Origin of the sequence: Mumia sp. ZJ430, from assembly GCF_011751845.1 — a bacterium.
In the GTDB taxonomy this organism is placed as follows: Bacteria; Actinomycetota; Actinomycetes; order Propionibacteriales; family Nocardioidaceae; genus Mumia.
Genome location: NZ_JAAHFK010000001.1, coordinates 464187 through 488621, shown reverse-complemented (window position 1 = coordinate 488621; position 24435 = coordinate 464187). Strand labels below are relative to the sequence as shown.

Below are 24435 nucleotides of genomic sequence, written 5' to 3'. Positions count from 1 at the left end.
GACACGGAGCGGGCTCAGCTCGTGATCGCCACGACACCTAGGTGGTTGGAGATCGAGGCGTAGCGCTCGGCGTACAACCGCACGCCGCTCATGTCGTACGCGATGACCATGCCCCGGATCGAGGCCCGCGCGAGCGAGGTGTTGCGCTGGTAGACAGGGCCGCCGCTGTCGCCCTTGCGGACGATCACCCGGTCGTCGTCGCGCCGCCCCCGCATGAGGTACGTGGTGCAGGTCGACGACACGTCCGGATCGTCGCAGTACGTCGCGGAGAGGCTCTTGATCTCGATCCCGCAGACCGACTTCGTCACCACGCCGGAGACGCACACCGAGTCGCCGACGTCACCGTCGTTCGCACCGGTGACCGTACGGACGTTGAAGTTGTCCAGGCCGTCGGTGTAGATCGAGTTGGTGTAGGAGGACCCGGCCAGTCGGGCCTGGTCGTAGTTGGGGTAGCCGGAGCGCCCGGCGGTCTGCCCGAAGTAGTACGCCCCCGAGTACCACGAGGTGCCGTTCGGGCCGCAGTGCCCGGCGGTCACCGAGTAGCGCGTGCTCGAGGTCTTGCTCTTGACCGTGAAGCCGGACGTGCAGCTGGTGCTCCCGGCCGTGATCTTCGCGCCACCCCAGTGCGGTGACGTGTCGGCCGTACGCGACGCCAGCGCGCTCTCCCCCGTGTAGCGGACGACGACCGCGCCCGGCTCCACCCCTTCGACCGGAGCGCGCTGGACGTCGAGACGTCCCGCTGCGGGGGCCGTACCCTCCACATCGACGACCACGGCACCGAGCTCGGGGTCGAGATCCATGCTGTAGCTGCTGCGCTGGGACGCGTCGCCTGCCCACGCCTGCGCGCTGACCTGGCGCCAGGCGGTCCGCAGCTCGTCCGCGCTCCGCTCGGAGGTGGTGATCCTGAGGCTGTTGCGAGCCCCTGCGGGAAGACCGGCCGTGAGCCGCGCGACCAGCGCCGCCGGGTCGGTCTCGCGGGTGACGACGACGTCGTAGCCGTCGGCGGCGCTCCCGAGGACTCCGATGATCCCCACGTCGAGGCCGACGGGCACGCCGTCGGCGGGCTTCTCGCCCTGAGGGGTGAGAACGGCGGTCAGCCGTTGGGCCACCGCGCGCTGGACGGAGGTCACGGCCGCCGTCTCACTCGAGGTGGTTGCTTCGTCACCGGCGGCGGGACCGCCGGCTGAGGCGAGGAGGCCCGCGCTCAGGACGATCGCGAGGGCGGGGACGGTGATGAGCAGGCGTGGAGTCGGCATTGGGTGGCTCCTTCGTCGCAGGTTCCGTGCCCGAACGCTAGTGGCAGATCGGGAGGTCCGCTCGTCGAGCCTGGACCGGGAGCATTTCTTTGGTTAGCCTTACCTCTGGACCTGTTGCCGAGGAGGCTCCTTGACCACCACCACCGAGACCGCCGTTGCTGCATGGCGGTTCTTCGACGTCGAGGTCGCGCGCACGGTCACGCTCTCGCGCTCGTTCGTCCGCGTCACCTTCCGCGGCGACGACCTCGACCAGATGGCCGACAACGGGTTCGATCAGCGCATCAAGCTCATGCTCCCTGACGAGACCGGCGGCTACGCCTACGTGCCGTACGGCTCGGACTGGTATGACATCTGGCGCCGCCTGCCTGACGAGCACCGCAACCCGCTGCGCACGTACACGATCCGCTATGTCCGCCCGGCGCAGCGCGAGGTCGACGTCGACGTCGTGCTTCACGGCACCACCGGCCCAGCAGGGCGCTTCGCCGCGACCTGCCGACCTGGCACTCCCGCTGTGCTCATGGGCCCCAACGCGCTCCACCCGGGTCCCCACGGCGCGATCGAGTTCGCCGTGCCCGGCAGCAGCCGACCTCTGCTTCTCGTCGGCGACGAGACCGCGCTCCCCGCGATCGGCCGCATCCTGGAGGACCTCCCCGAGACCACGGTCGGTCATGTCCTCGTCGAGGTGCCGCACGCAGAGGACTTCACCGACCTCTCACGGCCCGCAGGAATGTCGCTGACGTGGATCGCCCGCGAGGGCGCACCACACGGCGAGAGCCTCGTCCCCGCCGTCCGTACGGTCGCCGACCAGCTCCTCGGCGGCGCACGAACCGCGGACGGCGCCACGGCCCTCGAGGACGTCGACATCGACGAGGGCTTGCTGTGGGAGGTCCCGCTCGACGACGCGGGCGTGCCGCTCCCGCCGACCGGAGACCTCTACGCCTGGCTCGCGGGCGAGGCGTCGGTCATCAAGACGCTGAGGCGCTTCCTCGTGTCCGAGCGCGGCGTGGACCGTCGCTCGGTGGCGTTCATGGGCTACTGGCGCGAGGGTCGCGCGGAGGGGTGACACGGGCTCACCAGCCTGTACGCCCGTAGTCTCCGGAGCATGATCGAGGCCGTCGTGTTCGACATGGACGGAGTGCTCGTCGACTCCGAGGAGCGCTGGGACGCCGCGCGTCGCGACGTGGTCGCCGCCGCGGGACGGCCGTTCCCGGACCACGCCACCCGCGCGATGCAAGGCATGAGCGCGCCGGAGTGGGAGCGCTACCTCCACGAGGAGCTCGGCGTTCCCGACCCGCCGGACACGATCGGCCGAGCCGTCGTCGACGTGATGGCCGCCGGCTATCGCGACGCGCTGCCGCTCCTGCCGGGCGCCGTCGACGCGGTGACAGCGCTCGCCGCCTCGTACCGGCTCGCGGTCGCCTCGTCCGCCAACCGCGAGCTGATCGTGATTGTGCTAGAGCTCGCCGAGATCGCGACGCGCTTCGACGCCGTGGTCTCCAGCGAGGAGGTGCCGCGCGGCAAGCCGGCACCGGACGTCTATCTCGAGGCCGCGCGGCGGCTGGGCGTCGCGCCCGCCGCGTGCGTCGCCGTCGAGGACTCCTCCAGCGGGCTGCGCTCCGCGTACGCCGCAGGGATGGCGGTCGTGGCCGTGCCGAACCGCGCGTACCCGCCGGAGACCGACGCACTCGCGCTCGCCGCGGCGGTCGTGGACGACGCCGGCGCCGTCACGCCGGAGCTCGTCGCCGCACTGGGCTGAAGGGCCGAGGAAGCAGCGAACCCCGCCCGGCTTCCCGGGCGGGGCTCGTACGGCGGTGGCGGTGGGATTTGAACCCACGGTAGGTTTCCCTACACAACATTTCGAGTGTTGCACCTTCGGCCGCTCGGACACGCCACCGCAGAAGAGATTACCGGACCTGCTCGGCGCCCTCCCAAGAGGGTCCGCGCTTCAGCGGTGCTCAGCGAAGAACGCCAGCAGCTGGGCCGACGCCTCCTCGGCACGCACCCCTCCGCGCACCTCCGGGCGGTGATTCAGCCGCCGGTCCCGTACGACGTCCCAGAGCGACCCGACCGCCCCCGCCTTCTCGTCGTACGCCCCGAAGACGAGACGCGAGACCCGCGCGAGGACGAGCGCGCCGGCGCACATCGTGCACGGCTCCAGCGTCACCACGAGGGTGCAGCCGTCGAGCCGCCACTCCCCGCGCGTGGCTGCCGCAGCGCGCAGCGCGACGACCTCCGCGTGGGCGGTGGGGTCGCCGTCGCGCTCGCGGGCGTTCCAGCCCTCGCCGAGGACGGCGCCCTCGGCGTCGACGACGAGCGCGCCGATGGGGACGTCGCCGGTCTGCGTCGCCCGGGAGGCGAGCGCGAGGGCGCGCTCCATGAGCGCATCGTCGTACGCGAGCGGGGACTGCACGTCAGTCGACGAGCGCTTCGTAGACGTCGCCGAACCCCAGCCGCTCGGCGATGTCGCCCAGCACCTCGTCGGGGTAGGCGTCAGGGTCGTCGAGCATGACCGCGAGGTCGATCGCCGTGACCCCCAGGTCGCTCAGGATCTCCATGTCGCCGGCCGGCTGCGGCTCGTCGTCGTCGTCCGGGTCGGGCAGGTCGAGGGCATCGGCGACGGAGCTGGCCAGCGGCCACTCGTCGACGGCCGTGACGTCGGACAGCATGAGCTGGGTGCGCGGGCCGGTCACCCGCGCGAGCACGAAGAAGTCCTCGTCGACGGCGACCATGCCGATCACCCCGCACTCCGACGGGAACGGCCGCAGCGCGCGTACGAGGTCGTCGACCTCCTCCGACGCCTCGGCGGTCAGCCGCGTCGCCTGCCACACGCCCTCCTCGCGATAGGCGACCACCGCGACGTCCACCTGGTCCTCCGCCACGACCTCACCTCCGACGACCTGCACAGACACGTACTCCCGAGGATGGCAGAGGAACCTGCTCCGGTGTTGGGGAGTCACCGGCAGTTCGACGGTCGGTAGGGTTTCGGTCATGGACATCCACGTCGTCGACCACCCGCTGGTCGCGCACAAGCTCACGACCCTGCGGGACGCCGAGACCGACTCCCCGACCTTTCGGCGGCTCACCGACGAGCTCGTGACGCTGCTGACGTACGAGGCGACGCGCGACGTGCGCGTTGAGGACGTCACGGTCCAGACCCCGGTCGCGCCGGCCAAGGGCGTGCGGCTCGCGCCGCCGAAGCCGCTAATCGTCCCGATCCTGCGGGCCGGCCTCGGCATGCTCGAGGGCATGCAGCACCTCCTGCCGACAGCGGAGGTCGGCTTCCTCGGCATGATCCGCAACGAGGAGACGCTCGAGCCCGCGACGTACGCCGAGCGCCTCCCGGACGATCTGACCGGCCGTCAGGCGTACGTGCTCGACCCGATGCTGGCGACCGGCGGGACGCTGGCGGCGGCGATCAAGTTCCTCGTACGGCGTGGCTGCTCGGCCATCACGGCGGTCTGCCTCCTCGCGGCCCCCGAGGGCATCGCGCGCATCGAGGCCGACCTCGCCGACATCGAGGTGCCGGTCTCGCTGGTGGTCGCAGCGGTCGACGAGCGCCTCAACGAGCTCGGCTACATCGTGCCGGGCCTCGGTGACGCCGGCGACCGCCTGTACGGCGTCGTCTGACGCCTCCGCCGCTCGCATTTTCCGTTGGGGCCAACGGAAAGTGTGTGGCCCACCTGAATGTTCCGGTGGGGCGCGCATTCTGCGGTGGGGCCATGGGGGAATGGGCGCGTTGTCCACAGGCAGAGCGCGATGCGGATGCGGGCCGGGCGCCGTCCCCGCCACCCTGGCGCGATGGAGATCGAGCACGATCCGGTGATCGCGGCCATCGCCGGACGCCGCGGCGGCTACTTCACGACCGCTGACGCGCGTGACAACGGGTACGGCCCGGGCGCGCTCGCGTCGGCACGCGGGCGCAGGGCGATCGCGAAGGTCCGGTACGGCGCCTGGGCGCTGCCCGCGACGTACGGCGAGCTTCACGCGACGGAGCAGTACGCGGTCCGCTGCCAGGCGGTCGCGGACAAGCTCGGTCCCGGTGCCGTGCTGAGCCACCACTCGGCGCTCGCCGTACGACGCATGCCGCTGGTCGCCGTCGACCTGTCGCTCGTGCACGTGACGCGGCTCGACCAGCGCAACGGACGTACGGTCGCCGGTGTCCGATTCCACGCGGGGTCCTTGACCGACAGCGAGATCGACGAGGTCGACGGGCGTCAGGTCACCACTCTCCCGCGCGCGCTGTGGGAGTCGGCCTCGCTCGCGCAGGTCCGTAGCGGCGTCGTGGCAATGGACGCCGCCCTGCACCACGGCCTCGTCGATCGCGATCAGCTCGAGCGTGCCGAAGAACGTCACCGCGGCTGGCAGGGGAGCCCCCGCGCGTCGGCCGCGCTCGCGTTCGCCGACGGCAAGGCAGAGTCGGCCGGCGAGTCGCTCGGTCGGTGGATGTTCCACGTGTTCGACCTGCCGAAGCCCGTGCTGCAGTACGACGTGTACGACGAGAACGGCAACTTCCTCGGCCGGTCGGACTATGCGTGGCCCGAGTGGCGCCACCTCGGCGAGTTCGACGGCCTCCGCAAGTACTACCGGCCGTACAAGGAAGGAGACGACGCGTCCGAGGTCGTCGTCTCCGAGAAGCGCCGCGAAGAGCGGATGTGCGGACAGCGGTACGGCATGTCGCGCCTGATCTGGGGCGACGTCTACACGCTCGACCGGGGGGTCGCCGCACGAGTGCTCGCCCAGCTGACGCAGTCGCGCCGCCTCTTCGGGTGAACGCCCCGCCCCCTCACTTCCGCGATGGCATTCTGCGTTGGCCCCCACGAAGATCCCTGGCCCCACCGAAGCATTCAGGTGGGGAACGGACGCTGCGTTGGCCCCCACGCAAAGTGAACCGGTGCGGCGTCTGCGCAGGTCACATACCTCGTCACGGTCGACACGCTCCACCATGTGAGACTCAAATCTCACCCACTGGTCGGCCGACAGTCCCTGAGGCTAACGTCTGCCGAATGAAGATCGGCGTGGTCAAGGAGACCTCGCCGGGTGAGACACGCGTCGCCGGCACCCCGGCGACCGTCATCCAGCTGATCAAGCTGGGGTACGACGTCGTGGTCGAGTCCGGTGCAGGCATAGCGTCCAGCTTTTCCGACGAGGCGTACGGCAAGGCCGGTGCCTCGATCGTGCCGCGCGACGAGGCCTGGGAGGCCAACCTCGTACTCAAGATCAACGCGCCGTCGTCGGACGAGATCGGCCTCCTCTCCGACGACGCCACGCTCATCAGCCTGATCTCGCCGGCGCTGAACGAGACGCTCGTCGAAGAGCTGACCCAGCGCAGCCTCACGGTGCTCGCGATGGATGCGGTGCCGCGCATCTCCCGTGCGCAGTCGATGGACGTCCTGTCATCGATGGCCAACATCGCGGGCTACCGCGCCGTGGTCGAGGCGGCGCACGAGTTCGGCCGGTTCTTCACAGGACAGGTCACCGCTGCGGGCAAGGTGCCTCCGGCCAAGGTGCTCGTCGCGGGCGCCGGGGTCGCCGGGCTGGCGGCGATCGGCGCCGCGAGCAGCCTCGGCGCGATCGTCCGGGCCACCGATCCGCGCCCCGAGGTCGCCGACCAGGTCAGGTCGATCGGCGGCGAATACCTCGAGGTCGACGCGGAGCAGGAGGTCTCGACCGACGGCTATGCCAAGGCCACCAGCGAGGCGTACGACCGGCGCGCCGCGGAGATCTACTCCGAGCAGGCCGCCGACGTCGACATCGTCATCACGACGGCGCTGATCCCGGGGCGGTCCGCCCCGCGCCTGATCACCGAGGACGACGTGGCGAGCATGAAGCCCGGCAGCGTCATCGTCGACATGGCCGCTGCCCAGGGCGGCAACGTCGCAGGGTCGGTCGCGGGCCAGAAGGTCGTGACCGACAACGGCGTGACGATCCTCGGCTACACCGACCTTGCCGGCCGCCTTCCCACCCAGGCGTCGCAGCTGTACGGCACGAACCTGGTCAACCTGCTCAAGCTGCTCACGCCAGGCAAGGACGGACAGCTCGTCCTCGACTTCGAGGACGTCGTCCAGCGCAACGTCACGGTCGTCCGCGACGGCAAGAAGACCTGGCCGCCACCGCCGGTCGCCGTCTCGGCGACACCCGTAGCGGCAGCCCCGTCGGCCACGCCTGCCGCACCTACGGAGAAGCGACCACCGAACCCCGCCGTGAAGTGGGGGCTGATCGGCACCGGCATCCTGGCACTGTTCCTGGTGAACGCCTTCGCGCCGGCGCCGCTCCCCGAGCACTTCACCGTGCTCACGCTCGCGGTCGTCATCGGCTACTACGTCATCGGCAAGGTGCACCACGCGCTGCACACCCCGCTGATGTCCGTGACCAACGCGATCAGCGGCATCATCGTGGTCGGCGCGATGCTGCAGATCTCGGTCAGCGACGGGACCGACAACGCCGGGCTGATCCGCGTGCTGTCGTTCGTCGCGATCCTGCTGGCCTCCATCAACGTCTTCGGCGGCTTCGCCGTGACCCGTCGCATGCTCAGCATGTTCTCGAAGGACTGACGCCGCCATGACTGCACAGAGTGCTGCCACCGCGGCGTACATCGTCGCGTCGCTGCTGTTCATCCTGTCCCTCGCCGGCCTGTCCAAGCACGAGACCTCGCGCAACGGCGTCTGGTACGGCATCACCGGCATGGCGATCGCGCTGCTCGCGACGTTCGTGCTGGTCGCTGACGTCGCCGACGGTCTCGCGATCGCGCTGCTGCTGGTCGCCGTCGTCATCGGTGCCGCCATCGGCCTGTGGTGCGCGCGCATTGTCGCCATGACCCAGATGCCCGAGCTGATCGCCCTGCTGCACTCCTTCGTGGGCCTGGCCGCGGTGCTGGTCGGCTGGAACGGCTACCTCGCCCCCAACCACCTATCCGGCTCGCTGGCCGACATCCATCACGCCGAGATCTTCATCGGCATCTTCATCGGCGCCGTGACGTTCACGGGCTCGATCGTCGCCAACCTCAAGCTGTCGGCCAGGATGCGCTCGGCCCCGCTGATGCTGCCGGGCAAGAACGCGATCAATATCGGCGCGCTGGTGCTGTTCGTGATCCTGACGGCCTGGTTCGTCGCCTCACCGCACCTCGTCCTCTTGATCCTCGTCACGATCGTGGCGCTCGCGCTCGGCTGGCACCTGGTCGCCTCGATCGGCGGTGGCGACATGCCCGTGGTCGTGTCGATGCTCAACAGCTACTCCGGCTGGGCTGCTGCCGCGTCGGGCTTCCTGCTCAGCAACGACCTGCTGATCGTCACCGGAGCGCTCGTCGGCTCCTCCGGTGCCTACCTCTCGTACATCATGTGCCAGGCGATGAACCGCTCGTTCCTCTCCGTCATCGCAGGCGGCTTCGGCATCGAGGCCTCCACGAACGATGCGACCGACTACGGCGAGCACCGCGAGACCAACGCCGCCGACGCCGCCGATCTGCTGACCAACGCACGGTCGGTCGTCATCACGCCCGGGTACGGTATGGCCGTCGCGCAAGCCCAGTACCCGGTGGCCGACCTCGTCCGCAAGCTGCGCGACCGTGGCATCGAGGTCCGCTTCGGCGTCCACCCCGTCGCGGGCCGTCTGCCCGGGCACATGAACGTGCTCCTGGCCGAGGCCAAGGTCCCGTACGACATCGTGCTGGAGATGGACGAGATCAACGACGACCTCGCCCACACGTCGGTCGTCCTGGTCATCGGCGCCAACGACACCGTCAACCCGGCCGCGGCGGAGGATCCGACCAGCCCGCTCGCCGGCATGCCGGTGCTACGCGTCTGGGAGGCCGAGAACGTCATCGTGTTCAAGCGGTCGATGGCCGCCGGCTACGCCGGGGTCCAGAACCCGCTGTTCTTCCGGGAGAACACCCAGATGCTCTTCGGTGACGCCAAGGAGCGGGTCGAGGACATCCTCAAGGCGCTGTAGCGAGTAGCTCACGTCGACCGGCCGGGATCCGTACGCACGGGACCCGGCCGTTCGGTGCATCCAGGATGCGACATCGAGGGTGGCGCATCTCGGATACCGTCGGTATCTTGCTCCCATGACCTCCACGTTCACCGGCAGGGTTGCTGTCGTCACCGGTGCCGCGCGCGGCATCGGCGCAGGTGTCGCCCGCGAGTACGTCCGTCGCGGGGGCCGTGTCGCGCTGATCGGGCTCGAGCCCGACGAGCTCAAGTCGCTCGCCGCCGAGCTCGGCGACGCGGCGGCCTGGTGGGAGGCTGACGTCCGCGACACCAATGCCGTCACGACCGCCGTCAACGCCGCCGCCACTCACTTCGGCCGTATCGACGACGTCCTCGCCAACGCCGGCATCGCCTCGTACGGCACGGTCCGCCAGATCGACCCCGAGGCATTCGAGCGGGTTGTCGACGTGAACCTCAACGGGGTCTTCCGCACACTTCGCGCGACGATCCCGCACGTCATCGAGACCAAGGGCTACCTCCTCGTCGTCTCGTCGCTCGCCGCGTTCACCCCGCTCGCCGGCCTCGCCCCGTACAACGCCAGCAAGGCCGGGGTCGAGGCGCTCGCGCTCGCGACGCGACAGGAGATGTGGGTCCAGGGCGTGAAGGTCGGGGTCTGTCACCCGTCGTGGATCGACACCGACATCGTGCGGGGTGCCGAGGCCGATCTGCCGAGCTTCAAGGCGATCCGCAGCAAGCTGCCGTGGCCCGCCAACGGCACGACGACGCTCGAGGACTGCGTCACCGCGATCTGCCACGGCATCGCCAAGAAGAAGCGTCGCGTGTACGTCCCGCGCGGCGTCGTCGTCGCCAACCTCACCAAGCCGCTCGTGTCGTCCGCCCTCGCCGAGCCGATCGCCAGGCGGATGGTCAAGAAGACGGTTTCCGCGATGGAGGCGGAGGTGGCCGCACTGGGCCGCAACCACTCCGGCCACGTGCCGGTCACCGACAAGGCGTAGGACGGCACCCGGGCCCGGTGTCCGGCCCCGCATCCGGGGGCCGGACACCGGGCTCTGGTGCGTACGAGGTCAGGTGGTGGTGCCGACCGACGCCGCCAGCGCGACGATGTGGCCCAGACGGGCGAGCTCGGAATCGAGCACGGGCGGTCCGCCGTGCCGCCCGAAGACGACCACCGCGTCGCGCTTGGGCACAGGTGCGCCGGCGAGCACCATCGAGCCCCACTCGGCGACCGGGCTGAGGCGCTGCGCGTGGTCGAGCGCGAACCACTTGTCGACCTCGGGCACGGTCTCGGGCGCCGTCGACGTGGCGTGGAGCAGGCCGTTGCCACTGCCGCCGCGCGCGACGAGCATCGCCCAGTCGGCCCGGAACGTCTCCGGGATGCGATCGACGAGGCTCTCCACGGCGCGTGCGGGCTCGGCGGTGAACGCCTCGACGGCCTCGAGGTCCATCGAGAGGTTGGCACCCGCGTTGTAGCGCGAGATCCACTGCACCCGGACGCTGTCGAGCCGGTGGCAGGCGGTGATGAGCTGGTCCGGCATGGTCGTCACGGGGAGCTCGAGCAGCACATCGTCGACGGCCTTGCCGTCATTGCGGTGCTCGACGATCTCGATCGCGTGGATGTCCGCGCCGGCTTCACCGAGGGCCGTCGCGACAGCGCCGAGCGACCCCGGAACGTCGGGAAGTTCGATGCGCAGCAGAAACGCCATGGGTCGAATCCTCCGTTCAGCCGACCACGCCCGAGCGAGGGCGCGTACGCGGTCGACGGTGACCACGACCAGATGCTCCGCGCCGAGCATACCGACTCGGATCAGACGCCGGAGCCCTCACGGCGAATCGACCGAATTGTCAACGGCGGGTCCTGACGTGCCTCAACCGCTGCCCGAGCTCGCTGCCGTCGCGGTCGTCGCCGCCATGACGGCCACGAGCACGGCGGCGTTGGCCGCCTCCACGACCTGGCGCACGCCGGCGCTGGCCCAGGCGACCGACTCGATCTCCTTCGCGCGCTGCTTGGCGACCTTGCGATCCGCCCTGTCGACGACGGTGCCGAGAAGGTCCGCGGCGTGGAGGAGCGAGATCGTCGCGGCGACCTCGGGAGTCGGGTCGACTCCGACGACGAGCACGTCGTGCAGCTGCGTACGCAGCGCGGACTCATGAGCCGAGTCCGCCGCCGGCCACCGCGTCACCGGGAAGATCCCGAGGACCCGCCCCTCCTCGCGACGGAGGATGCCACGCCCGACCAGGCTGTCGTGAAGGCGTTCCTGGGCCTTCTTGCCCAGCAGTGCCACCGCACTTCTGGGGGCGAGCGGCTCGCCCGAAGACAGCCGCGCGACCGCGTCATCGAGGAGCGGCTCACCGGTCGGCCCGCCGTCACGGACGACGACCTTCGCCTTGCGCCCCTCGCCCTCGACCTCGACGCGTCCCCGCAGCGCGAGCTCCATGAGGATCGCGCCACCGAGCGCGGCGTCCAGCCCCGTACCGGTCGACGCCTTCTTGCCGGTCTCGTCGTCGGTGACCAGCAGGACGAGGTCTTCGGCGATCAGCATGGTCGCGATGCTAGCCCGCCGCCACTCGTCGGTACGGGGAGGATGCCGGCCGTCAGCGCAGCGGGTCGAGACGGCGTGCGTACGACGGAACGGTGTGGCCGGTGAGGCCGTCGGCGACCATCCGGCCGGTCAGCGGCCCGAGGGCGATGCCCCACATTCCGTGCCCGCCCGCGACGTGCACCCGCGGTGACCGCGTGGCCCCGACGAGCGGCAGCCCGTCGGCGGTGCAGGGGCGGGAGCCGACCCACTCCTCGCGACGTGCGGTCCAGTCGACCCCGGTGAACATCGGCCGGGCAGCCTCGACGATCGCGTTGATCCGGCGCGGGTCGAGAGGCGCGTCCGGGCGGCGGAACTCCATCATCCCGGCGACGCGCAGCCGATCGCCGAGCGGCGTGCAGGCCACGCGCTGGACCGGGAAGTAAATCGGGTTCTTGGGCATCTCGTCAGGGACCACGGTGAAGCTGTAGCCACGGCCCGCCTGCACGACGCGCTTGACGCCGTACGCGCGGGCGAGGTCGCCGAGCCAGGTCCCGGTGGCCAGGACGACCGCGTCCGCACGCACCCTCTCCCCGGTCCTCGCCACGACGTCGACGCCCTGCGTCCCGAGGTCGACCACGTCGGCGACGTCGAAGCCCGCGACCAGGTCGGCCCCGCGCTGCACCACCGAGTCCGCGAGCGACGCCACGTACGCCGGCGGGTTGACGAAACGCTGGCCCAGCATCCGTACGCCGGCCTGGACCCCGTTGCCGAGAGTCGGCTCCAAGGACCGGATCTCCTCGCCGCTGAGGAGCTCGTAGTCGACCGAGCCGCCCGAGGCCACGACGTGCGTGAGCTCGTCGACCAAGGTCTTGCGGTCGTCGACCGAGGCGAAGCCCGCGAGGAACGGGTCGGCGTCGCGGATCGGCTCGCGGACCTCGTGGCCGGCTGTGCCACCCTCGCTGAGGACGTCGTACGCCCCGAGCGCGTCGCGGTTCAGCTCGGCGAAGACCGCCATCGCCGAGCGCCATCGGGCCGGGGTGCAGTGCCGGGCGAAGCCGACGAGGAACTGCAGCATCCGCCGGTCGGTGCTCAGCGGCACGTACACCGGCGACGACGGGCTGAGCATCGCCCGGACCCCGTACGACAGCACGGCGGGCTCGGGCAGCGGCAGAGTGAGCGCGGGGGAGATCCATCCGGCATTGCCCCACGACGCCCCGGCCGCGACGCCCGTACGATCGACGATCGTCACGCGGACCCCGCGCTCCTGCAGGAACCAGGCCGTCGCGAGTCCGACCATCCCGGCACCCGCGACGACGACGTGCTCAGGGCTCTTCGAGGCGCGGAGCGCGCCGGCATTCGTGCTCATGGCGAACATGCTCGGACGTGGGGCGGCGGCGCGGACTGTGGGTTCGGCCACGATCTCGGGCGGCCCGCTGTGCGATCGCACAGCGGGTGCGGTCAGTCGGCGTCCGCGACGTCCGTGACCTTGAGGTGCAGCGCGAGCAGCAGGCGCGTGTCGGGGTCGTCGAGGTCGACGCCGACGGCCTGCGAGGCACGTCGCAGCCGGTTGCGCAACGTGTTGGGGTGGACGTGCAGCGAGGCGGCTGCGGCAGCGACGTCGCCGCCGTGCGCCAGGTAGGCCCGCGCCGTCGACAGCAGCTCGGCGTGGTGCTCGTCGTCGAACCGCACCAGCGCGGTCAGCGGGCTGAACTCCTCGTACCCCGCCCACGCATCCGCGCTGCGCAGCGCGACCACGTCGGCGAGCGCACCCCGTACGGTCTCCACCACGCCCGAACGGCCTCGCCGGCGCAGCACCCGGACCACCGCGTCGGCGTCGCGCGCCGAGAGGTCGATCGCCGCCGCGGAGTCGACGGTGCGGCCGACCCCGGCGACGAGCGGACCGCGCGACCGGGCGAGGAAGTCACGCGCGACCCGGGCCGCAGTCGCCTCCGGCCCCGCGACGACGGCGTACACGACGTCGTCGACCTGCGCGGCGGCTGCGCTGGGCGCCACCGCCGCGAGGTGCAGCACGAAGGCGCTGGCACGGGCGGCGGGCACGGCCAGGCGCGCGCGGTCCGCAGCGAGGACAAGGACCGTGCACGGCGTACGCAAGCCCTGCGTCTGGGCCGCACGGACGGCGTCGTCGCCCCCGCTCAGCAGCGTCTCGACGACCTCGACGGTCCGTTGGCGCGTCGAGTCGGCCCGCTCGCGCAGCCGGACGAGACGGCCGGCCACGACAGGGGCGAGGTCGAGCATCGCCTGCCGCTGCTCCGACGTGATGCCGTCGGGCACAGCGGCCCACACCGACCCCAGCAGCGTGCCGGAGTCGTCCCGTACCGCCACGATCGCGCGCCGCGTCATCCCCGATCCCGAGAGGTCGACCGTCACGACCTCCCGGCTGCGCGCGATCTCCGTGAACACGCCCGCGTCGTCGAGCAGGGCGCGGTAGTGCGGCGGGACCTGCCGACCGAGGATCGTCGTGATCCGCGCATCGTCGACCGCCTGCGAGCGCTCGGCGTCGGCGCTCTGCGAGTACGCGAGCACGCTCGAGTCGGGATCCTCGATGGTGATCGGGGCACCGACGAGCTCCGCGAGCGAGTTCGCGAGCGACGTGAGGTCGTCGTCACGGGGGTCCATGCGGGCAATGTACGGGGTCCCGACCGACGCGACACGCCCCCGACTCACCCGAGCCCGGTACGGAAACCTTCCCGCCAGCTCGCGTACCGGGGCTTCCAGCCCAGCTCGCGCTCGGCCTTCGCGTTCGACGACCCGCGGATCGTGGTCATCATCGCGATGCCGAGCTCGCCGATCAGTGGACGTCCCAGCCATGCGGGGAGCCGCATCGGCTTGCGCCCGCCGAGCTGCTCGGCCAGGTACGGCAGCCACTGCGCGATCGGCGCGGGATCGTCGTCGACGACGTTGTAGACACCAGGCGCACCCCCGTCGACTGCCGCCGCCGTCGCCGATGCCGCATCGTCGATGTGAAGGAACGACCACACCCCGGCACCACCACCGACGACCGGCATCCGCCCGCGCCGAATCATCTCGGCCATCATGCCGCCGCGCGAGAGGGCGTTGCCGGGTCCGTAGAAGTTGCCGTACCGCAGGACGAGACCGTCGATGCCCGGCGTCGTGGTCACGGCGTGCTCGAGGTGACGGATCGCCGCCAACGACTCGCGCGCCTCCTTGCCCGGGTCGGCGGCGAGCGGATCCTCCTCTGACTTGACCCACGACCCGCGACGCTCATTCGGCCAGCCTGTGTAGCTCTGGGCGACGAACCGCCGGGCACCGCACTGCTGAGCCGCCGCCAGGAGGTGATCGGTCGCCTCCGTCCGCAGCCGGTTGGTGACGGCGAAGTCCCGGTCGAAGTGCTTCGGGTTGCCGCTCATGGCCCCGAGCGCGGTGAGCTCGTGCACCACGACGTCGGGACGGGCGCCGACCACGGCGGACCGCACGCTGTCGGCATCGAGCGGGTCCATGACGGCACCGACGGCACCGACCTCCTGGACCCTCGCGAGGCCCTCCTGATTCCTGGTCGTTCCGGTCACCTCGTGGCCGTCCTGCACCAGCAGCGGGATCAGCCGATTGCCGAGCGCTCCGCTGGCTCCTGCGATGAAGACACGCATGTCCTTCTCCTCTCGTCACCCCGTCCGACGAGACAGCCGCCGTCCGTGTGACAGTCCCGCCTGACCCTCTTCATCTGGTTGGATCGGGCCGTGGCGAGTCTGGCGGACGTGCACGACGATCTCCGCCCCCTCATGTTCTCGATCGCCTACCGGATGCTCGGCAGCGTGGCCGAGGCCGAGGATGTCGTGCAGGAGGCGTTCCTTCGGATGCACCGCGCCGGCCCCGAGGGGCTGTCGGTCGACAACCCCGAGGCCTACGCGACCACGGTCACCACGCGGCTCGCGATCGACACGCTGCGCTCTGCCCGCGTCCGACGCGAGCAGTACGTCGGTCCGTGGCTGCCCGAGCCGCTCGTCGCCTCCTCCGACGCCGATCCCGCGCATCAGGTCGAGCTCGACGCGACCGTCTCCACCGCGTTCCTCATGCTGCTCGAGTCCTTGACGCCGGTGGAGCGTGCGGTCTTCGTCCTGCGCGAGGCCCTCGCCTACGATTACGCCGACATCGCGGTGGTGGTCGATAAGTCGGAGGCGAATTGCCGGCAGATCCTCGCCCGGGCAAGGAAGCGGATCGACGACGGCCGACCGCGGTTCGACGCGTCGCCGGAGCAACGCGACCGTCTGGCGGCCCAGTTCGTCGCGGCCGTCTCCAGGGGTGACGTCGCCGGCCTGGAGCGACTGCTCGCCGAGGACGTGATGTTCGTCGGCGACGGCGGCGGACGCGCTCCGGCGATCCAGCGGCCGATGGTGGGCACGGTCCAGGTCGCGCGGTTCCTCGCCGGTCTGGTGCGCCAGGGCGCACGATTCGGCGTGCTGATCGACCAGGTCGTCGCGAACGGCGAGCCGGCCCTGCGGGCGCGTGCTGCCGACGGCGCACTGCTCTCCCTCATGACCATCGACGTCGTCGACGGCCAGATCGCACGGCTGCACAATGTGCTCAACCCGGAGAAGCTGCGCCATCTCGGCCCGGTCGGCGACCTCTACGGTCTGATGGGGGGCGGGACCTGACGCTGAGGGTTTCGCCCTGACCTGGGCACATGCGAGCATAGGTGGCCTATGCCTTCCCCCAGACGTCTCCTCCGAACCCGTCGTGTGCCGGCGCTCCGCCGCGGCGTCGGGGCTGCCGTCGCCGCCGCACTCAGCCTCTCCGGCATCGTCGCCGTGCAGACGGCCGTCGCCCCGGCACCCGCGTCCGCCGCGGCGGGGTACGACGCGATCTGCGAGAACATGCACACCCTCGGGTCGCTGACCCGCGCGGACGTCGGCCGCGCACGGGCGATCATGAACGGCACGGTCGACATGGGCCAGTACGGCACCATGGCGCTGGCCGCCAACCCGTCCTGGAAGCCGCAGTCCGGCCTCGACACCGCAGGCGACCGCTACATCCACTCGCTCCACTGGGCGCTGCCGCTGCTCAAGACCGGCCTCGCGCTCGCCGACGCCGAGGGACAGGCGATGCAGCGCCGCTTCGTCGACCTCATGGTCGACTGGGTCCGCGACAACCCGGTCAAGAAGCGCACCTACTGGCAGAACCACCCCCAATACCTCGGCTTCCGCATCGGCACGTTCGTCTGCATGAACCGCCTCGCCTCGTCGCCGACCCACCGCTCGTGGGCGGCAGGCCAGCTGCGGGTCGAGCTCAAGAAGGCGCTCTCCTACGGCACCTCGGGCAACAACACGACGATGAACCTCAAGCTCACCGCGTTCGCGGGGGCACGCCAGGCCGGCACCGAGGCGCAGCGCACGACCCTCCGCAACCAGACGGTCCTCGTCGCACGCCGACTCGCCCACGACGACGGGTCCGATCTCGAGGGCGCGCCAGGATACGGTCTCTATCTCGGCACGATCATGCACCGCGCCTACAACGTTCTCTCGCGCTACGGAGCGACGTCGTCGGCGGCCAAGATCGCGTCGATGCTCAACGCGCGCGGCTCGTTCTATGCCCACGCGAGCCGGCCGGACCGCTATCTCGAGACCATCGGCGACACCCACCTCCAGCGCATCCCGTCGGGTGTCTTCGCCGACACGTCAGAGGCGGAGTGGGTCCGTACGTCCGGCTCGTCCGGTCGCAAGCCGGCCGCCGTCTACAAGCGGTACGCCGGCGGCTACGCGTTCGGCCGCTCGGGCTGGGTCGCAGGCACCGACACGACCTCGACGTTCTACTCCGTACGGACCGCTGACCGGTACGCCCTCCCCTCGCACCGCCACGCCGACACGACGGCGATGACGTGGTACGCCGACGGTGTCGACTGGGTCGCCGACCCGGGCCCGTACGCCTACAACGGGTCGAGCCTGCGGGCCGCGGTCATGCGTCGCAACGCCCACAGCGCGCTCGTCGCGCCGGGCACGCCCAACCGCGCGGTGTACGGCAGCGTCAAGGCAGCATCGTCCGCCGGCGGTGTCGACCGTACGTGCGTGTACGACCCGGGCTACCTCGCCTCGAGCGGCTTCGAGCTGGCCCGGTGCGTCTACTACCTGCGCGCGATCGACGCCGTCGTCGTCGAGGACCTCGTCCGCTCGACCAGGTCCTCGGGCACCGTCCAGCAGCAGTGGGTCCTGCCCTCCGGCGTCACCCCCCGCGCGAGCGGCCACACCGTCGCCCTCACCAGCCCGGACCTCACCGGCGTCACGCGCAGCGCAAGGCTTCTGACGGGCGGCGCCCCGCGCGTCTCGGCCGGCTCGACCACGACCGGGGTCCTCGGCCAGTCCTACGGCAAGTCGACCCGGGGCACGGTCGTACGGGTCCCGGTCTCGGTGCGCACGGGCAAGACCGCCCGCATGGTCACGGTGCTGACGAGCAGCGGGTCGCCGGGCTACGCGCGGACGACGGTCAAGGGCCACAAGGCGCTGCGAGTCTGGGTCAACGGACGTTCGCAGACCATCACGACGTCGGTCAACGAGTTCGCACGGCTCGCGGCCAAGGTCTCGTTCGCCCGCTCCAAGGCCAAGGTGCGCGTCGGCCAGAAGGTGAAGTTCTCCGCGCGCGTCACCTCGCTCGGACTGCCCGCCAAGCGTGCCAAGGTCGTGCTCCAGGAATGGCGCAAGGGCAAGTGGCGCAAGGTGCGCACCCTGAGGACCAAGGCGAACGGCACCGTCTCGACCAAGGTCAAGATGACCAGCAAGGGCAAGAAGCGCTATCGCATCGTCGTGCGCGCCAAGAGCGGCAGCCACGGCTGGAAGCCCGTGGCCTCGCCCCTGCGGACGGTCAAGGTCATAAAGAAGAAGCGCTGACGCGCGCCCTCGGTGCCGTCTGGGCGAGGAGGCTGCGCCACACACGAGTGCCGACGACCGCGTTGTTGCTCATGCGCCGCGCCCCCTTGTAGGCACGCATCGTCGCGCGAGACTTTGCATCCCAGACACCGGTGACCGAGATCCTGAGCGCCTGCTGGACCGCCCGTACCGCTGGCCCCCGAACGTTCTTGGTGATGCGCAGGCCGGAGTAGGCGACGAGTGTGCGGTGCACGCTCGACGACCCCGCCGGCGCGGTGACGCGCGGGTAGTACGGGCACGGCGTCGCGCGGCGCTTGGTGTAGCGGTACGCCCAGTTGAGATCGGCGGGTCGGCAGGGGCCGTAGTTGGCTCCGGCGACCGTACGGTCCCAGTACGAGGTGTAGCCCCGCGCCCCGGCCCACGAGAGCGACAGGTGGACGTGGTTGCGGTGGCACGTGGTGTCGTACTGCGTGCCCGAGCGGCTCTTGGCCGTGCAGCCGTTGTAGACGCGCCACCCGCTGCTCGCGCGATAGCTGGACCAGATGCGGTTGTTCCAGATGATGTACATGACGCCGAGCCGACGTGCGTTGGCGAACGCGTTGCCGCGCTTGTCGGTCGCGAGCAGCCACCTGTTCAGGTCGTCGCCGCGCTTCTTGCCGTTCTTCTTGCGCGCGTTCGTCATCCAGTCGATCGCGCGTCCGTCGTGGTGCTCGCTAGTCGCCGTCGAGCAGTCGCGCTGAGCGGACCAGCTGGTCACCGGCCAGGTCGAGACGAGCAGGGCTCCGAGCTTCGCGGTGCCCTTGTGCGGCTTGGCGCAGCTGTTGGGCCCGACGTAGGACGCGGGTGCTTCCAACGTGGCCGGTAGTCCGGACGGTGTCGGTGGCGCTTTCGCCGTGGCCGGTGCGGCCAGAGCGAGTGCGAGGACGGACGGCGCCACAAGCAGCGTCGCCGTACGCCCGAGGCGCGTACGTGACATGGTTTTCTCCCCCAAGTCCCATCCGGCGCATCGACAATCTGTCGACTTCCCCACGCCAGGCGGACCGTCCCCACGCTACGTATCTCAACGCGGAGTGCATCTTGAACTCAGGACGCCCTTTGAGTGAGGCGGATCTCAGGCGCGGGCGCGCGGGCGGTCGCGGATGCACCGTAAAATAGAACCGGCCAAATGAGACAAATAACCGATGACTCCGAGGCCTCCCTCAGGTACATCCGCGGAGCGGCCCGCGGACCTCGCCACGGTCCCTGACGGTCGCGACAACGACGGGCTCGCCCTGCGCTTCTGACACGGGTTCCGCTACTGGATTTCACCCGAATCGCGCTGGCGCCGTCGCTGCCGACAAGATCGGCGCCAAGGACATCCGGCGACCGCCGTCAAGGGAGGTCTCAGCGCGCAGGTCGCCGACAAGGTCACGATCGCCCACCTCGGGGGCCCTTCACCGAGAACGCCACCACGGTCGGGAGCATGACGCTCAAGCCCGGGACGTACCTGATCAACGGGTACGCGTTCTTCGACCGGATCGTCACTGCGAAGGAGACGACCAAGGTGTGGGTGTACGCCTTCGGCTACAACGCCGACGTCTCGGTCAGCGCGGTCCGTATCGGCTGACGACCCCAGCGTTGTGAAAGGAACCTGACCGAATCTCGGCCACAGTTCGGTCAGGTTCCTTTCACGTCGCGGACGCGGGGGGCGTCAGGCGAGGTGGCGGGCCAGGAACTCGCGCGTACGAGGGTCCGTCGGCGCGGTGAAGAGCTGCTCGGCGGTGCCGCGCTCGCGGACCACACCGTCGTCCAGGAACAGCACCTCGTCGGCGACCTCGCGGGCGAACTGCATCTCGTGCGTCGCCATCACGATCGTCATCCCGGCCTCCTTGAGGCCACGGACCGCCTCGAGCACCTCGCCGACAAGCATCGGGTCGAGCGCGGAGGTCACCTCGTCGAGCAGGAGCACCTTCGGGCCCATCGCGAGCGCCCGTACGATCGCGACCCGCTGCTGCTGGCCACCGGAGAGCGCGTCGGGGTGCTTGCGCGCCTGGTCGGCGAGGCCGAAGCGGGTCAGCAGCGTCATCGCGCGCTCGTCGGCCTCACGGCGACGGACGCCGCGGGTCTTGCGCGGCCCGAGCGTGACGTTGTCGAGCACCGACATGTGCGGGAAAAGGTTGTACGCCTGGAAGACGATCCCAATGTCGCGCCGCACGCCGTCGACGTCGATGCGCGGATCGGTGATCTCGCGGCCGTCGAACCAGACCTCGCCGTCGTCAACGACCTCGAGCAGGTTGAGGCAGCGCAGCAGGGTCGACTTGCCCGAGCCGGATGCGCCGATGAGGCACACCACGCGATGCGTCGCCACGCTGAGGTCGACGCCCTTGAGGACGTCGTGAGCCCCGTACGTCTTGCGGACCGCGCGCGCCTCCAGCAAGCCGCTCATGCCGCTCCGCTCTGTCGTCGGGCCGCACGCAGCGACAGCCAGTCCGTGAACCGCGCGAGCGGGATCGTCGCCACGATGAAGAACACCGCCGCAACGACCATCGGCGTGAAGATGAAGTCGCGGCTGGAGTAGATGTTCGCCTGCCGCAGTGCCTCCAGCACCCCGATCGCCGAGAGCAGCGCGGTGTCCTTCTGCAGGGACACGAAGTCGTTGAGCAGCGGGGGCGTCACCCGGCGCAGCGCCTGTGGCAGCACGACGTACCGAAGAGTCTTGCCGTACGACAGCCCGAGCGACCGCCCGCTCGCCCACTGGCTCGGGTGGACCGAGAGGATGCCAGCGCGGATGACCTCGGCGACGTACGCACCGTAGCTGAGGGTGAGCGCGAAGACGCCGAGCCAGAACGGGTCGTTCGTGGTGCCCTGAAGGCCGAGCGTCGGCACGCCGAAGCCGACGAGCAGCACGATCAGCAGCGTCGGAGTGCCGCGGAAGACGTCGGTGTAGACCGTCGCGACGACCTTCAGCGGCGCCATCCACGCCGAAGGGACGACACGGATGACGGCCACCAGCATCGCGAGCGCCAGGATCAGCACCTCGGCGATGAGGAACGCCTTGATGTTGACGAGGAAGGCCTTCGCGATCTCCGGGAACGCCGCCTTCGCGTCCTCCCAGTCGAAGTAGGTCTCGCGGACCTTGCCCCACCCTGGCGCCGACGTGACGAGCAGCCAGGCGCCGACCAGGATCACCGCCGTGGACACGAGCGCGATCGTCGTCCGGCGCCGGTCCTGCCGACGCCGGAACGCCAGCCGTTCGAGCTGGCGTTGGCTCACCTCCCAGGAGGCGCTCACGACAGCTCGGGCACGCCCGTCGTCTGCGACAGCCACTCCTTCTCGAGGTCGGCGAGCGTGCCGTCCTCACGGAGCGCGCCGATCGCCTCGTCAAGGCAGGTCACGAGCTCGCTGCCCTTCTGCAGGAGGAGCCCGAACTCCTCGCTCTGGCCGGTGTCCGGCTGGAACTGCCCGACGATCGTGCCGGGCTTGGAGAGCACGGCGGCGGTCGTGTAGAACGCCGACGGCAGGTCCATCACGAGCACGTCGATCTGTCCGACCTCGAGCGCCTTGGTGGCCTGGTTGGTGTCGTCGTACACGCGCTCCTGCTTGGCCGGCGCGATCTGGTCGATGGCGGTGAGCGACGTCGTCCCGACCTGCGCGCCGAACTGCGCGTCCTTGAGGTCGGCGAAGCTCGTCGCCTTGGCGTACGGGCTCGACTCGAGCGCGACGATCGCCTGGGCCGCCTTGTAGTAAGGCTCCGAGAACGTCACCGCCTTGGCGCGCTCCTCGGTGATCGAGATCTGGTTGATGTCGAAGTCGAAGGACTTCTCGCCCGGCTGATAGCTCGTGTTGAACGGGACGGCCTCCCACACCACGTCGTCCTTGGCGAAGCCGAGCTGGTCGGCGATCGCGTACGCGACGGCGCTCTCGTAGCCCTTGCCGTTGCTCGGGTCGTCGTCGACGAACCACGGCTCGTACGCCGGCGAGTCGGTGCCGATCGTCAGGGTGCCGGCCTTCTTGAGGGGAAGGTCGGCCTTCTCGCAGGAAGCGGTCGCGTCGGAGGCGCTGGGCTCGTCGTCGTTGTCGTCCGTCGGCGCGCACCCGACCGCGAGGGTGAGGAGCGAGACTGCGGCGAGCACGGCGAAGCGGGCAGGACGGCGTACGGGGCTCATGGCACGAATCGTAAGTCCTCGACTGCGGGGCGCGTCAGGCATGGGTGCCGAACGTGCGGCGCCAGTACGTGAGCGGGCGTGTGGGGTACGACGCGACGTCGGCCGCTCGGACGTGCGCGAGTGCGAGGACGTGGTCGCCCGCTGGGACGAGACGGTCCACGTCCACGGCGACCCAGGCGTGGCGGGCGTGGAGCGCGGGCGCCCCGTCCTCGCTGTGCCACGACACCTCGGCGAACCGGTCTCCGCCCTTGGTCGCGAACCGCGTGGCGATCGCGCCCTGGTCGTCGGCGAGGACGTTCACACCCAGGCGGGACCCCGGTCGTACGCGGGTCAGCAGCGACGAGCGAGCGTCGAGCGAGACGAGCAGCATCGGGGGATCCATCGACAGCGACATGAACGCGCTCACGGTCGTGCCGTGCGGGACGCCGTCGTCGAACGTCGTCACCACCGAGACCGCGGAGGCGACGTTGCTCATCGCTGCACGGAACGCGCCCTCCGTTTGTCGAGTGCCGGCGAGCCCCCCAGGGCGGGCCGGTGTATCGAGACCGCTCACAGCAGCCCTCGCTGCCGCAGGATCGGCGCGACCCCCTCCGCGAACCAGTACGCCTCTTCGATGTGCGGGTAGCCCGAGAGCACGAACTCCTCGATCCCGAGCGCGGCGTACTCGCCGATCAGGTCCGCGACCTCGACGTGGCTGCCGACGAGCGCGGTCCCGGCGCCGGAGCGTACGAGCCCGACTCCCGCCCACAGCCCTGGGTAGACCTCGAGCGCGCGGGCGTCGGTCGGCGCCACGCCGCCGTGCAGCTCACGCATCCGCCGCTGGCCCTCGGACTCGCTCGACGCGAGCGCCGCCTGCGCCTTGGCGACGTCGGCGGGGTCGAGATCGGCCAGCAGCTGGTCGGCGACCGCCCACGCCTCCTCGCTGCGGTCGCGGCTGAGGGTGTGTAGCCGGATGCCGAAGCGGACCTCGCGGCCCTCCTCCTCGGCGAGCTTGCGGATCCACTCGATCTTCTCCGTGACCTGCGCGGGCGGCTCACCCCACGTCAGATAGACGTCGACCTGCCGCGCGGTGACCGGGCCCGCCGCGGCCGACGAGCCGCCGAGATAGATCGGGGGCACCGTCGCCGCCTTGCGCGTACGGGCGTCGGCGACGTCGTAGTAGTCGCCGGAGAAGTCGTACCCCGAGTCGGCGAACGCCCCCCGGAAGATCGCGAGGAACTCCTCGGCGCGGGCGTACCGGTCGTCCTTCGCGACGCGGTCGCCGAACCGCAGCTGCTCCGAGGGGTCGCCGCCGACGACGACGTTGAGGGCGAGCCGGTCGCCGGAGACACGCTGGAACGTCGAGGCCATCTGGGCGAGCAGCGTCGGGTTCATGAGCCCAGGACGTGCTGCGATGAGGAACTTCAGCTTCGTCGTGTGCGCGAGCAGCGCGGACGCGATCACCCACGCGTCCTCGCACGGCGTGCCCGTCGGCGTGAGGACGGACTCGAAGCCGAGCCGCTCGGCCGTACGGGCGACGTCGACGAGGTAGTCGAGGTCGGGCTCGCGATAGCGACCCGCCGTGTGCGCAGCGCCGCCCGCCCGCGCCACCTCGGTCGGCACGCTGTGTCCGCCGCCGACCAGCGTCCGGCTGTCTCCGGTGGTGGGAAGGAACCAGTGCAGCTTCATGGGGGGCCTTTCGAGACGGCGACAGACGCACGCCACCTTCTCTCGGCGGCGGAGCGCAGGCACGGTTATCG

At 70.5% G+C, this 24435-nt stretch carries 24 protein-coding genes and 1 tRNA gene; 10 read left to right on the top strand and 15 right to left on the bottom strand.

Annotated elements, in window-relative coordinates; translation table 11 throughout:
* Positions 1–14: 14 nt before the first annotated feature.
* Positions 15–1256 carry a hypothetical protein gene (locus HCT63_RS02355; protein ID WP_167001136.1) on the bottom strand — a complete coding sequence of 414 codons (1242 nt, stop codon included), beginning with the start codon at positions 1254–1256 and terminating at the stop codon, positions 15–17.
* A gap of 130 nt (positions 1257–1386) precedes the next feature.
* Between HCT63_RS02355 and HCT63_RS02350 the strand changes: the two genes are divergently transcribed.
* Together HCT63_RS02350 and HCT63_RS02345 are read left to right on the top strand one after the other, a co-directional pair.
* Positions 1387–2319, top strand: a complete 933-nt coding sequence (locus HCT63_RS02350; protein ID WP_167001134.1) for a siderophore-interacting protein — start codon at positions 1387–1389, stop codon at positions 2317–2319.
* Positions 2320–2358: 39 nt separating this feature from the next.
* Positions 2359–3012, top strand: coding sequence for an HAD family phosphatase (locus HCT63_RS02345; RefSeq protein ID WP_167001132.1), 654 nt, complete (start codon positions 2359–2361; stop codon positions 3010–3012).
* Positions 3013–3065: 53 nt separating this feature from the next.
* Here the strand turns inward: HCT63_RS02345 and HCT63_RS02340 are convergent.
* The 3 genes from HCT63_RS02340 to HCT63_RS02330 all read right to left on the bottom strand — a co-directional run bounded on the left by HCT63_RS02340 (position 3066) and on the right by HCT63_RS02330 (position 4165).
* Positions 3066–3150 (bottom strand) — tRNA-Ser (locus HCT63_RS02340).
* Between the two features lie 51 nt (positions 3151–3201).
* A complete protein-coding gene (gene tadA / locus HCT63_RS02335) occupies positions 3202–3633 on the bottom strand; it encodes a tRNA adenosine(34) deaminase TadA (RefSeq protein ID WP_167001130.1) in 432 nt (143 codons plus the stop codon).
* 34 nt (positions 3634–3667) lie between these two features.
* Positions 3668–4165 carry a tRNA adenosine deaminase-associated protein gene (locus HCT63_RS02330; RefSeq protein ID WP_243842852.1) on the bottom strand — a complete coding sequence of 166 codons (498 nt, stop codon included), beginning with the start codon at positions 4163–4165 and terminating at the stop codon, positions 3668–3670.
* 79 nt (positions 4166–4244) lie between these two features.
* Between HCT63_RS02330 and upp the strand changes: the two genes are divergently transcribed.
* The 5 genes from upp (at position 4245) to HCT63_RS02305 (ending at position 10194) form a co-directional block, all read left to right on the top strand.
* Positions 4245–4883, top strand: coding sequence for a uracil phosphoribosyltransferase (gene upp, locus HCT63_RS02325; RefSeq protein WP_167001128.1), 639 nt, complete (start codon positions 4245–4247; stop codon positions 4881–4883).
* Between the two features lie 171 nt (positions 4884–5054).
* Complete coding sequence (locus HCT63_RS02320) at positions 5055–6026, top strand: type IV toxin-antitoxin system AbiEi family antitoxin domain-containing protein (protein WP_167001126.1); 972 nt, start codon at positions 5055–5057, stop codon at positions 6024–6026.
* Positions 6027–6259: 233 nt separating this feature from the next.
* A complete protein-coding gene (locus HCT63_RS02315) occupies positions 6260–7807 on the top strand; it encodes a Re/Si-specific NAD(P)(+) transhydrogenase subunit alpha (protein ID WP_167001124.1) in 1548 nt (515 codons plus the stop codon).
* Between the two features lie 7 nt (positions 7808–7814).
* The gene (pntB, locus tag HCT63_RS02310) at positions 7815–9200 is read left to right on the top strand and encodes a Re/Si-specific NAD(P)(+) transhydrogenase subunit beta (RefSeq protein ID WP_167001122.1); all 1386 of its coding nucleotides are present in this window, start codon (positions 7815–7817) and stop codon (positions 9198–9200) included.
* Positions 9201–9315: 115 nt separating this feature from the next.
* Positions 9316–10194: an SDR family oxidoreductase gene (locus tag HCT63_RS02305; protein ID WP_167001120.1), complete on the top strand. Its 879-nt coding sequence runs from the start codon at positions 9316–9318 to the stop codon at positions 10192–10194.
* Positions 10195–10263: 69 nt separating this feature from the next.
* On the opposite strand, the gene HCT63_RS02300 is transcribed toward HCT63_RS02305, so the two are convergent.
* The 5 genes from HCT63_RS02300 to HCT63_RS02280 all read right to left on the bottom strand — a co-directional run bounded on the left by HCT63_RS02300 (position 10264) and on the right by HCT63_RS02280 (position 15344).
* Positions 10264–10902, bottom strand: a complete 639-nt coding sequence (locus HCT63_RS02300; RefSeq protein ID WP_167001118.1) for an ACT domain-containing protein — start codon at positions 10900–10902, stop codon at positions 10264–10266.
* Between the two features lie 162 nt (positions 10903–11064).
* Entirely contained in the window at positions 11065–11739 is a 675-nt protein-coding gene (locus HCT63_RS02295; RefSeq protein ID WP_167001116.1) for a GPP34 family phosphoprotein, read from the bottom strand.
* A 52-nt stretch (positions 11740–11791) separates the two neighbouring features.
* Positions 11792–13084, bottom strand: a complete 1293-nt coding sequence (locus tag HCT63_RS02290; protein WP_167001114.1) for an FAD-dependent oxidoreductase — start codon at positions 13082–13084, stop codon at positions 11792–11794.
* A gap of 92 nt (positions 13085–13176) precedes the next feature.
* On the bottom strand, positions 13177–14355 hold the full coding sequence (locus tag HCT63_RS02285) for a helix-turn-helix domain-containing protein (protein ID WP_167001112.1): 1179 nt from the start codon (positions 14353–14355) through the stop codon (positions 13177–13179).
* A 44-nt stretch (positions 14356–14399) separates the two neighbouring features.
* Positions 14400–15344 (bottom strand): NAD(P)-dependent oxidoreductase, encoded by a 945-nt coding sequence (locus HCT63_RS02280; RefSeq protein WP_167001110.1) that lies wholly within the window; start codon positions 15342–15344, stop codon positions 14400–14402.
* A gap of 90 nt (positions 15345–15434) precedes the next feature.
* On the opposite strand from HCT63_RS02280, the gene HCT63_RS02275 reads away from it, so the two are divergent.
* Positions 15435–16349, top strand: coding sequence for an RNA polymerase sigma-70 factor (locus tag HCT63_RS02275; protein WP_243842851.1), 915 nt, complete (start codon positions 15435–15437; stop codon positions 16347–16349).
* Positions 16350–16397: 48 nt separating this feature from the next.
* Complete coding sequence (locus tag HCT63_RS02270) at positions 16398–18572, top strand: heparinase II/III family protein (protein ID WP_167001108.1); 2175 nt, start codon at positions 16398–16400, stop codon at positions 18570–18572.
* On the opposite strand, the gene HCT63_RS02265 is transcribed toward HCT63_RS02270, so the two are convergent.
* Positions 18553–19527: a hypothetical protein gene (locus tag HCT63_RS02265; RefSeq protein ID WP_167001106.1), complete on the bottom strand. Its 975-nt coding sequence runs from the start codon at positions 19525–19527 to the stop codon at positions 18553–18555. The genes HCT63_RS02270 and HCT63_RS02265 overlap by 20 nt on opposite strands.
* 486 nt (positions 19528–20013) lie before the next feature.
* Between HCT63_RS02265 and HCT63_RS02260 the strand changes: the two genes are divergently transcribed.
* Positions 20014–20157 carry a hypothetical protein gene (locus HCT63_RS02260; RefSeq protein WP_167001104.1) on the top strand — a complete coding sequence of 48 codons (144 nt, stop codon included), beginning with the start codon at positions 20014–20016 and terminating at the stop codon, positions 20155–20157.
* An 84-nt stretch (positions 20158–20241) separates the two neighbouring features.
* Here the strand turns inward: HCT63_RS02260 and HCT63_RS02255 are convergent, their stop codons facing one another.
* From HCT63_RS02255 to HCT63_RS02235, 5 genes are all read right to left on the bottom strand, one after another.
* Positions 20242–20976, bottom strand: coding sequence for an amino acid ABC transporter ATP-binding protein (locus tag HCT63_RS02255; RefSeq protein WP_167001102.1), 735 nt, complete (start codon positions 20974–20976; stop codon positions 20242–20244).
* Positions 20973–21821, bottom strand: a complete 849-nt coding sequence (locus HCT63_RS02250) for an amino acid ABC transporter permease (protein ID WP_243842850.1) — start codon at positions 21819–21821, stop codon at positions 20973–20975. The genes HCT63_RS02255 and HCT63_RS02250 overlap by 4 nt, the downstream gene beginning before the upstream one ends.
* Positions 21818–22696 (bottom strand): ABC transporter substrate-binding protein, encoded by an 879-nt coding sequence (locus HCT63_RS02245; protein ID WP_167001100.1) that lies wholly within the window; start codon positions 22694–22696, stop codon positions 21818–21820. The genes HCT63_RS02250 and HCT63_RS02245 overlap by 4 nt, the downstream gene beginning before the upstream one ends.
* A gap of 34 nt (positions 22697–22730) precedes the next feature.
* Complete coding sequence (locus HCT63_RS02240) at positions 22731–23171, bottom strand: flavin reductase family protein (protein ID WP_167001098.1); 441 nt, start codon at positions 23169–23171, stop codon at positions 22731–22733.
* A 74-nt stretch (positions 23172–23245) separates the two neighbouring features.
* Positions 23246–24364: an LLM class flavin-dependent oxidoreductase gene (locus tag HCT63_RS02235; RefSeq protein ID WP_167001096.1), complete on the bottom strand. Its 1119-nt coding sequence runs from the start codon at positions 24362–24364 to the stop codon at positions 23246–23248.
* Positions 24365–24435 lie beyond the last annotated feature (71 nt).

Bases quoted from the DNA above. Each gene is read 5' to 3' on its own strand.
- HCT63_RS02300 (WP_167001118.1), bottom strand. From the start codon at position 10,902: ATGGCGTTTCTGCTGCGCATCGAACTTCCCGACGTTCCGGGGTCGCTC.
- HCT63_RS02285 (WP_167001112.1), bottom strand. From the start codon at position 14,355: ATGGACCCCCGTGACGACGACCTCACGTCGCTCGCGAACTCGCTCGCG.
- HCT63_RS02305 (WP_167001120.1), top strand. From the start codon at position 9,316: ATGACCTCCACGTTCACCGGCAGGGTTGCTGTCGTCACCGGTGCCGCG.
- HCT63_RS02280 (WP_167001110.1), bottom strand. From the start codon at position 15,344: ATGCGTGTCTTCATCGCAGGAGCCAGCGGAGCGCTCGGCAATCGGCTG.
- HCT63_RS02315 (WP_167001124.1), top strand. From the start codon at position 6,260: ATGAAGATCGGCGTGGTCAAGGAGACCTCGCCGGGTGAGACACGCGTC.
- HCT63_RS02255 (WP_167001102.1), bottom strand. From the start codon at position 20,976: ATGAGCGGCTTGCTGGAGGCGCGCGCGGTCCGCAAGACGTACGGGGCT.
- HCT63_RS02260 (WP_167001104.1), top strand. From the start codon at position 20,014: ATGACGCTCAAGCCCGGGACGTACCTGATCAACGGGTACGCGTTCTTC.
- HCT63_RS02290 (WP_167001114.1), bottom strand. From the start codon at position 13,084: ATGAGCACGAATGCCGGCGCGCTCCGCGCCTCGAAGAGCCCTGAGCAC.
- upp (WP_167001128.1), top strand. From the start codon at position 4,245: ATGGACATCCACGTCGTCGACCACCCGCTGGTCGCGCACAAGCTCACG.
- HCT63_RS02235 (WP_167001096.1), bottom strand. From the start codon at position 24,364: ATGAAGCTGCACTGGTTCCTTCCCACCACCGGAGACAGCCGGACGCTG.
- pntB (WP_167001122.1), top strand. From the start codon at position 7,815: ATGACTGCACAGAGTGCTGCCACCGCGGCGTACATCGTCGCGTCGCTG.
- HCT63_RS02345 (WP_167001132.1), top strand. From the start codon at position 2,359: ATGATCGAGGCCGTCGTGTTCGACATGGACGGAGTGCTCGTCGACTCC.
- HCT63_RS02295 (WP_167001116.1), bottom strand. From the start codon at position 11,739: ATGCTGATCGCCGAAGACCTCGTCCTGCTGGTCACCGACGACGAGACC.
- HCT63_RS02245 (WP_167001100.1), bottom strand. From the start codon at position 22,696: ATGAGCCCCGTACGCCGTCCTGCCCGCTTCGCCGTGCTCGCCGCAGTC.
- HCT63_RS02270 (WP_167001108.1), top strand. From the start codon at position 16,398: ATGCCTTCCCCCAGACGTCTCCTCCGAACCCGTCGTGTGCCGGCGCTC.
- HCT63_RS02265 (WP_167001106.1), bottom strand. From the start codon at position 19,527: ATGTCACGTACGCGCCTCGGGCGTACGGCGACGCTGCTTGTGGCGCCG.
- HCT63_RS02355 (WP_167001136.1), bottom strand. From the start codon at position 1,256: ATGCCGACTCCACGCCTGCTCATCACCGTCCCCGCCCTCGCGATCGTC.
- HCT63_RS02240 (WP_167001098.1), bottom strand. From the start codon at position 23,171: ATGAGCAACGTCGCCTCCGCGGTCTCGGTGGTGACGACGTTCGACGAC.
- HCT63_RS02320 (WP_167001126.1), top strand. From the start codon at position 5,055: ATGGAGATCGAGCACGATCCGGTGATCGCGGCCATCGCCGGACGCCGC.
- tadA (WP_167001130.1), bottom strand. From the start codon at position 3,633: ATGGAGCGCGCCCTCGCGCTCGCCTCCCGGGCGACGCAGACCGGCGAC.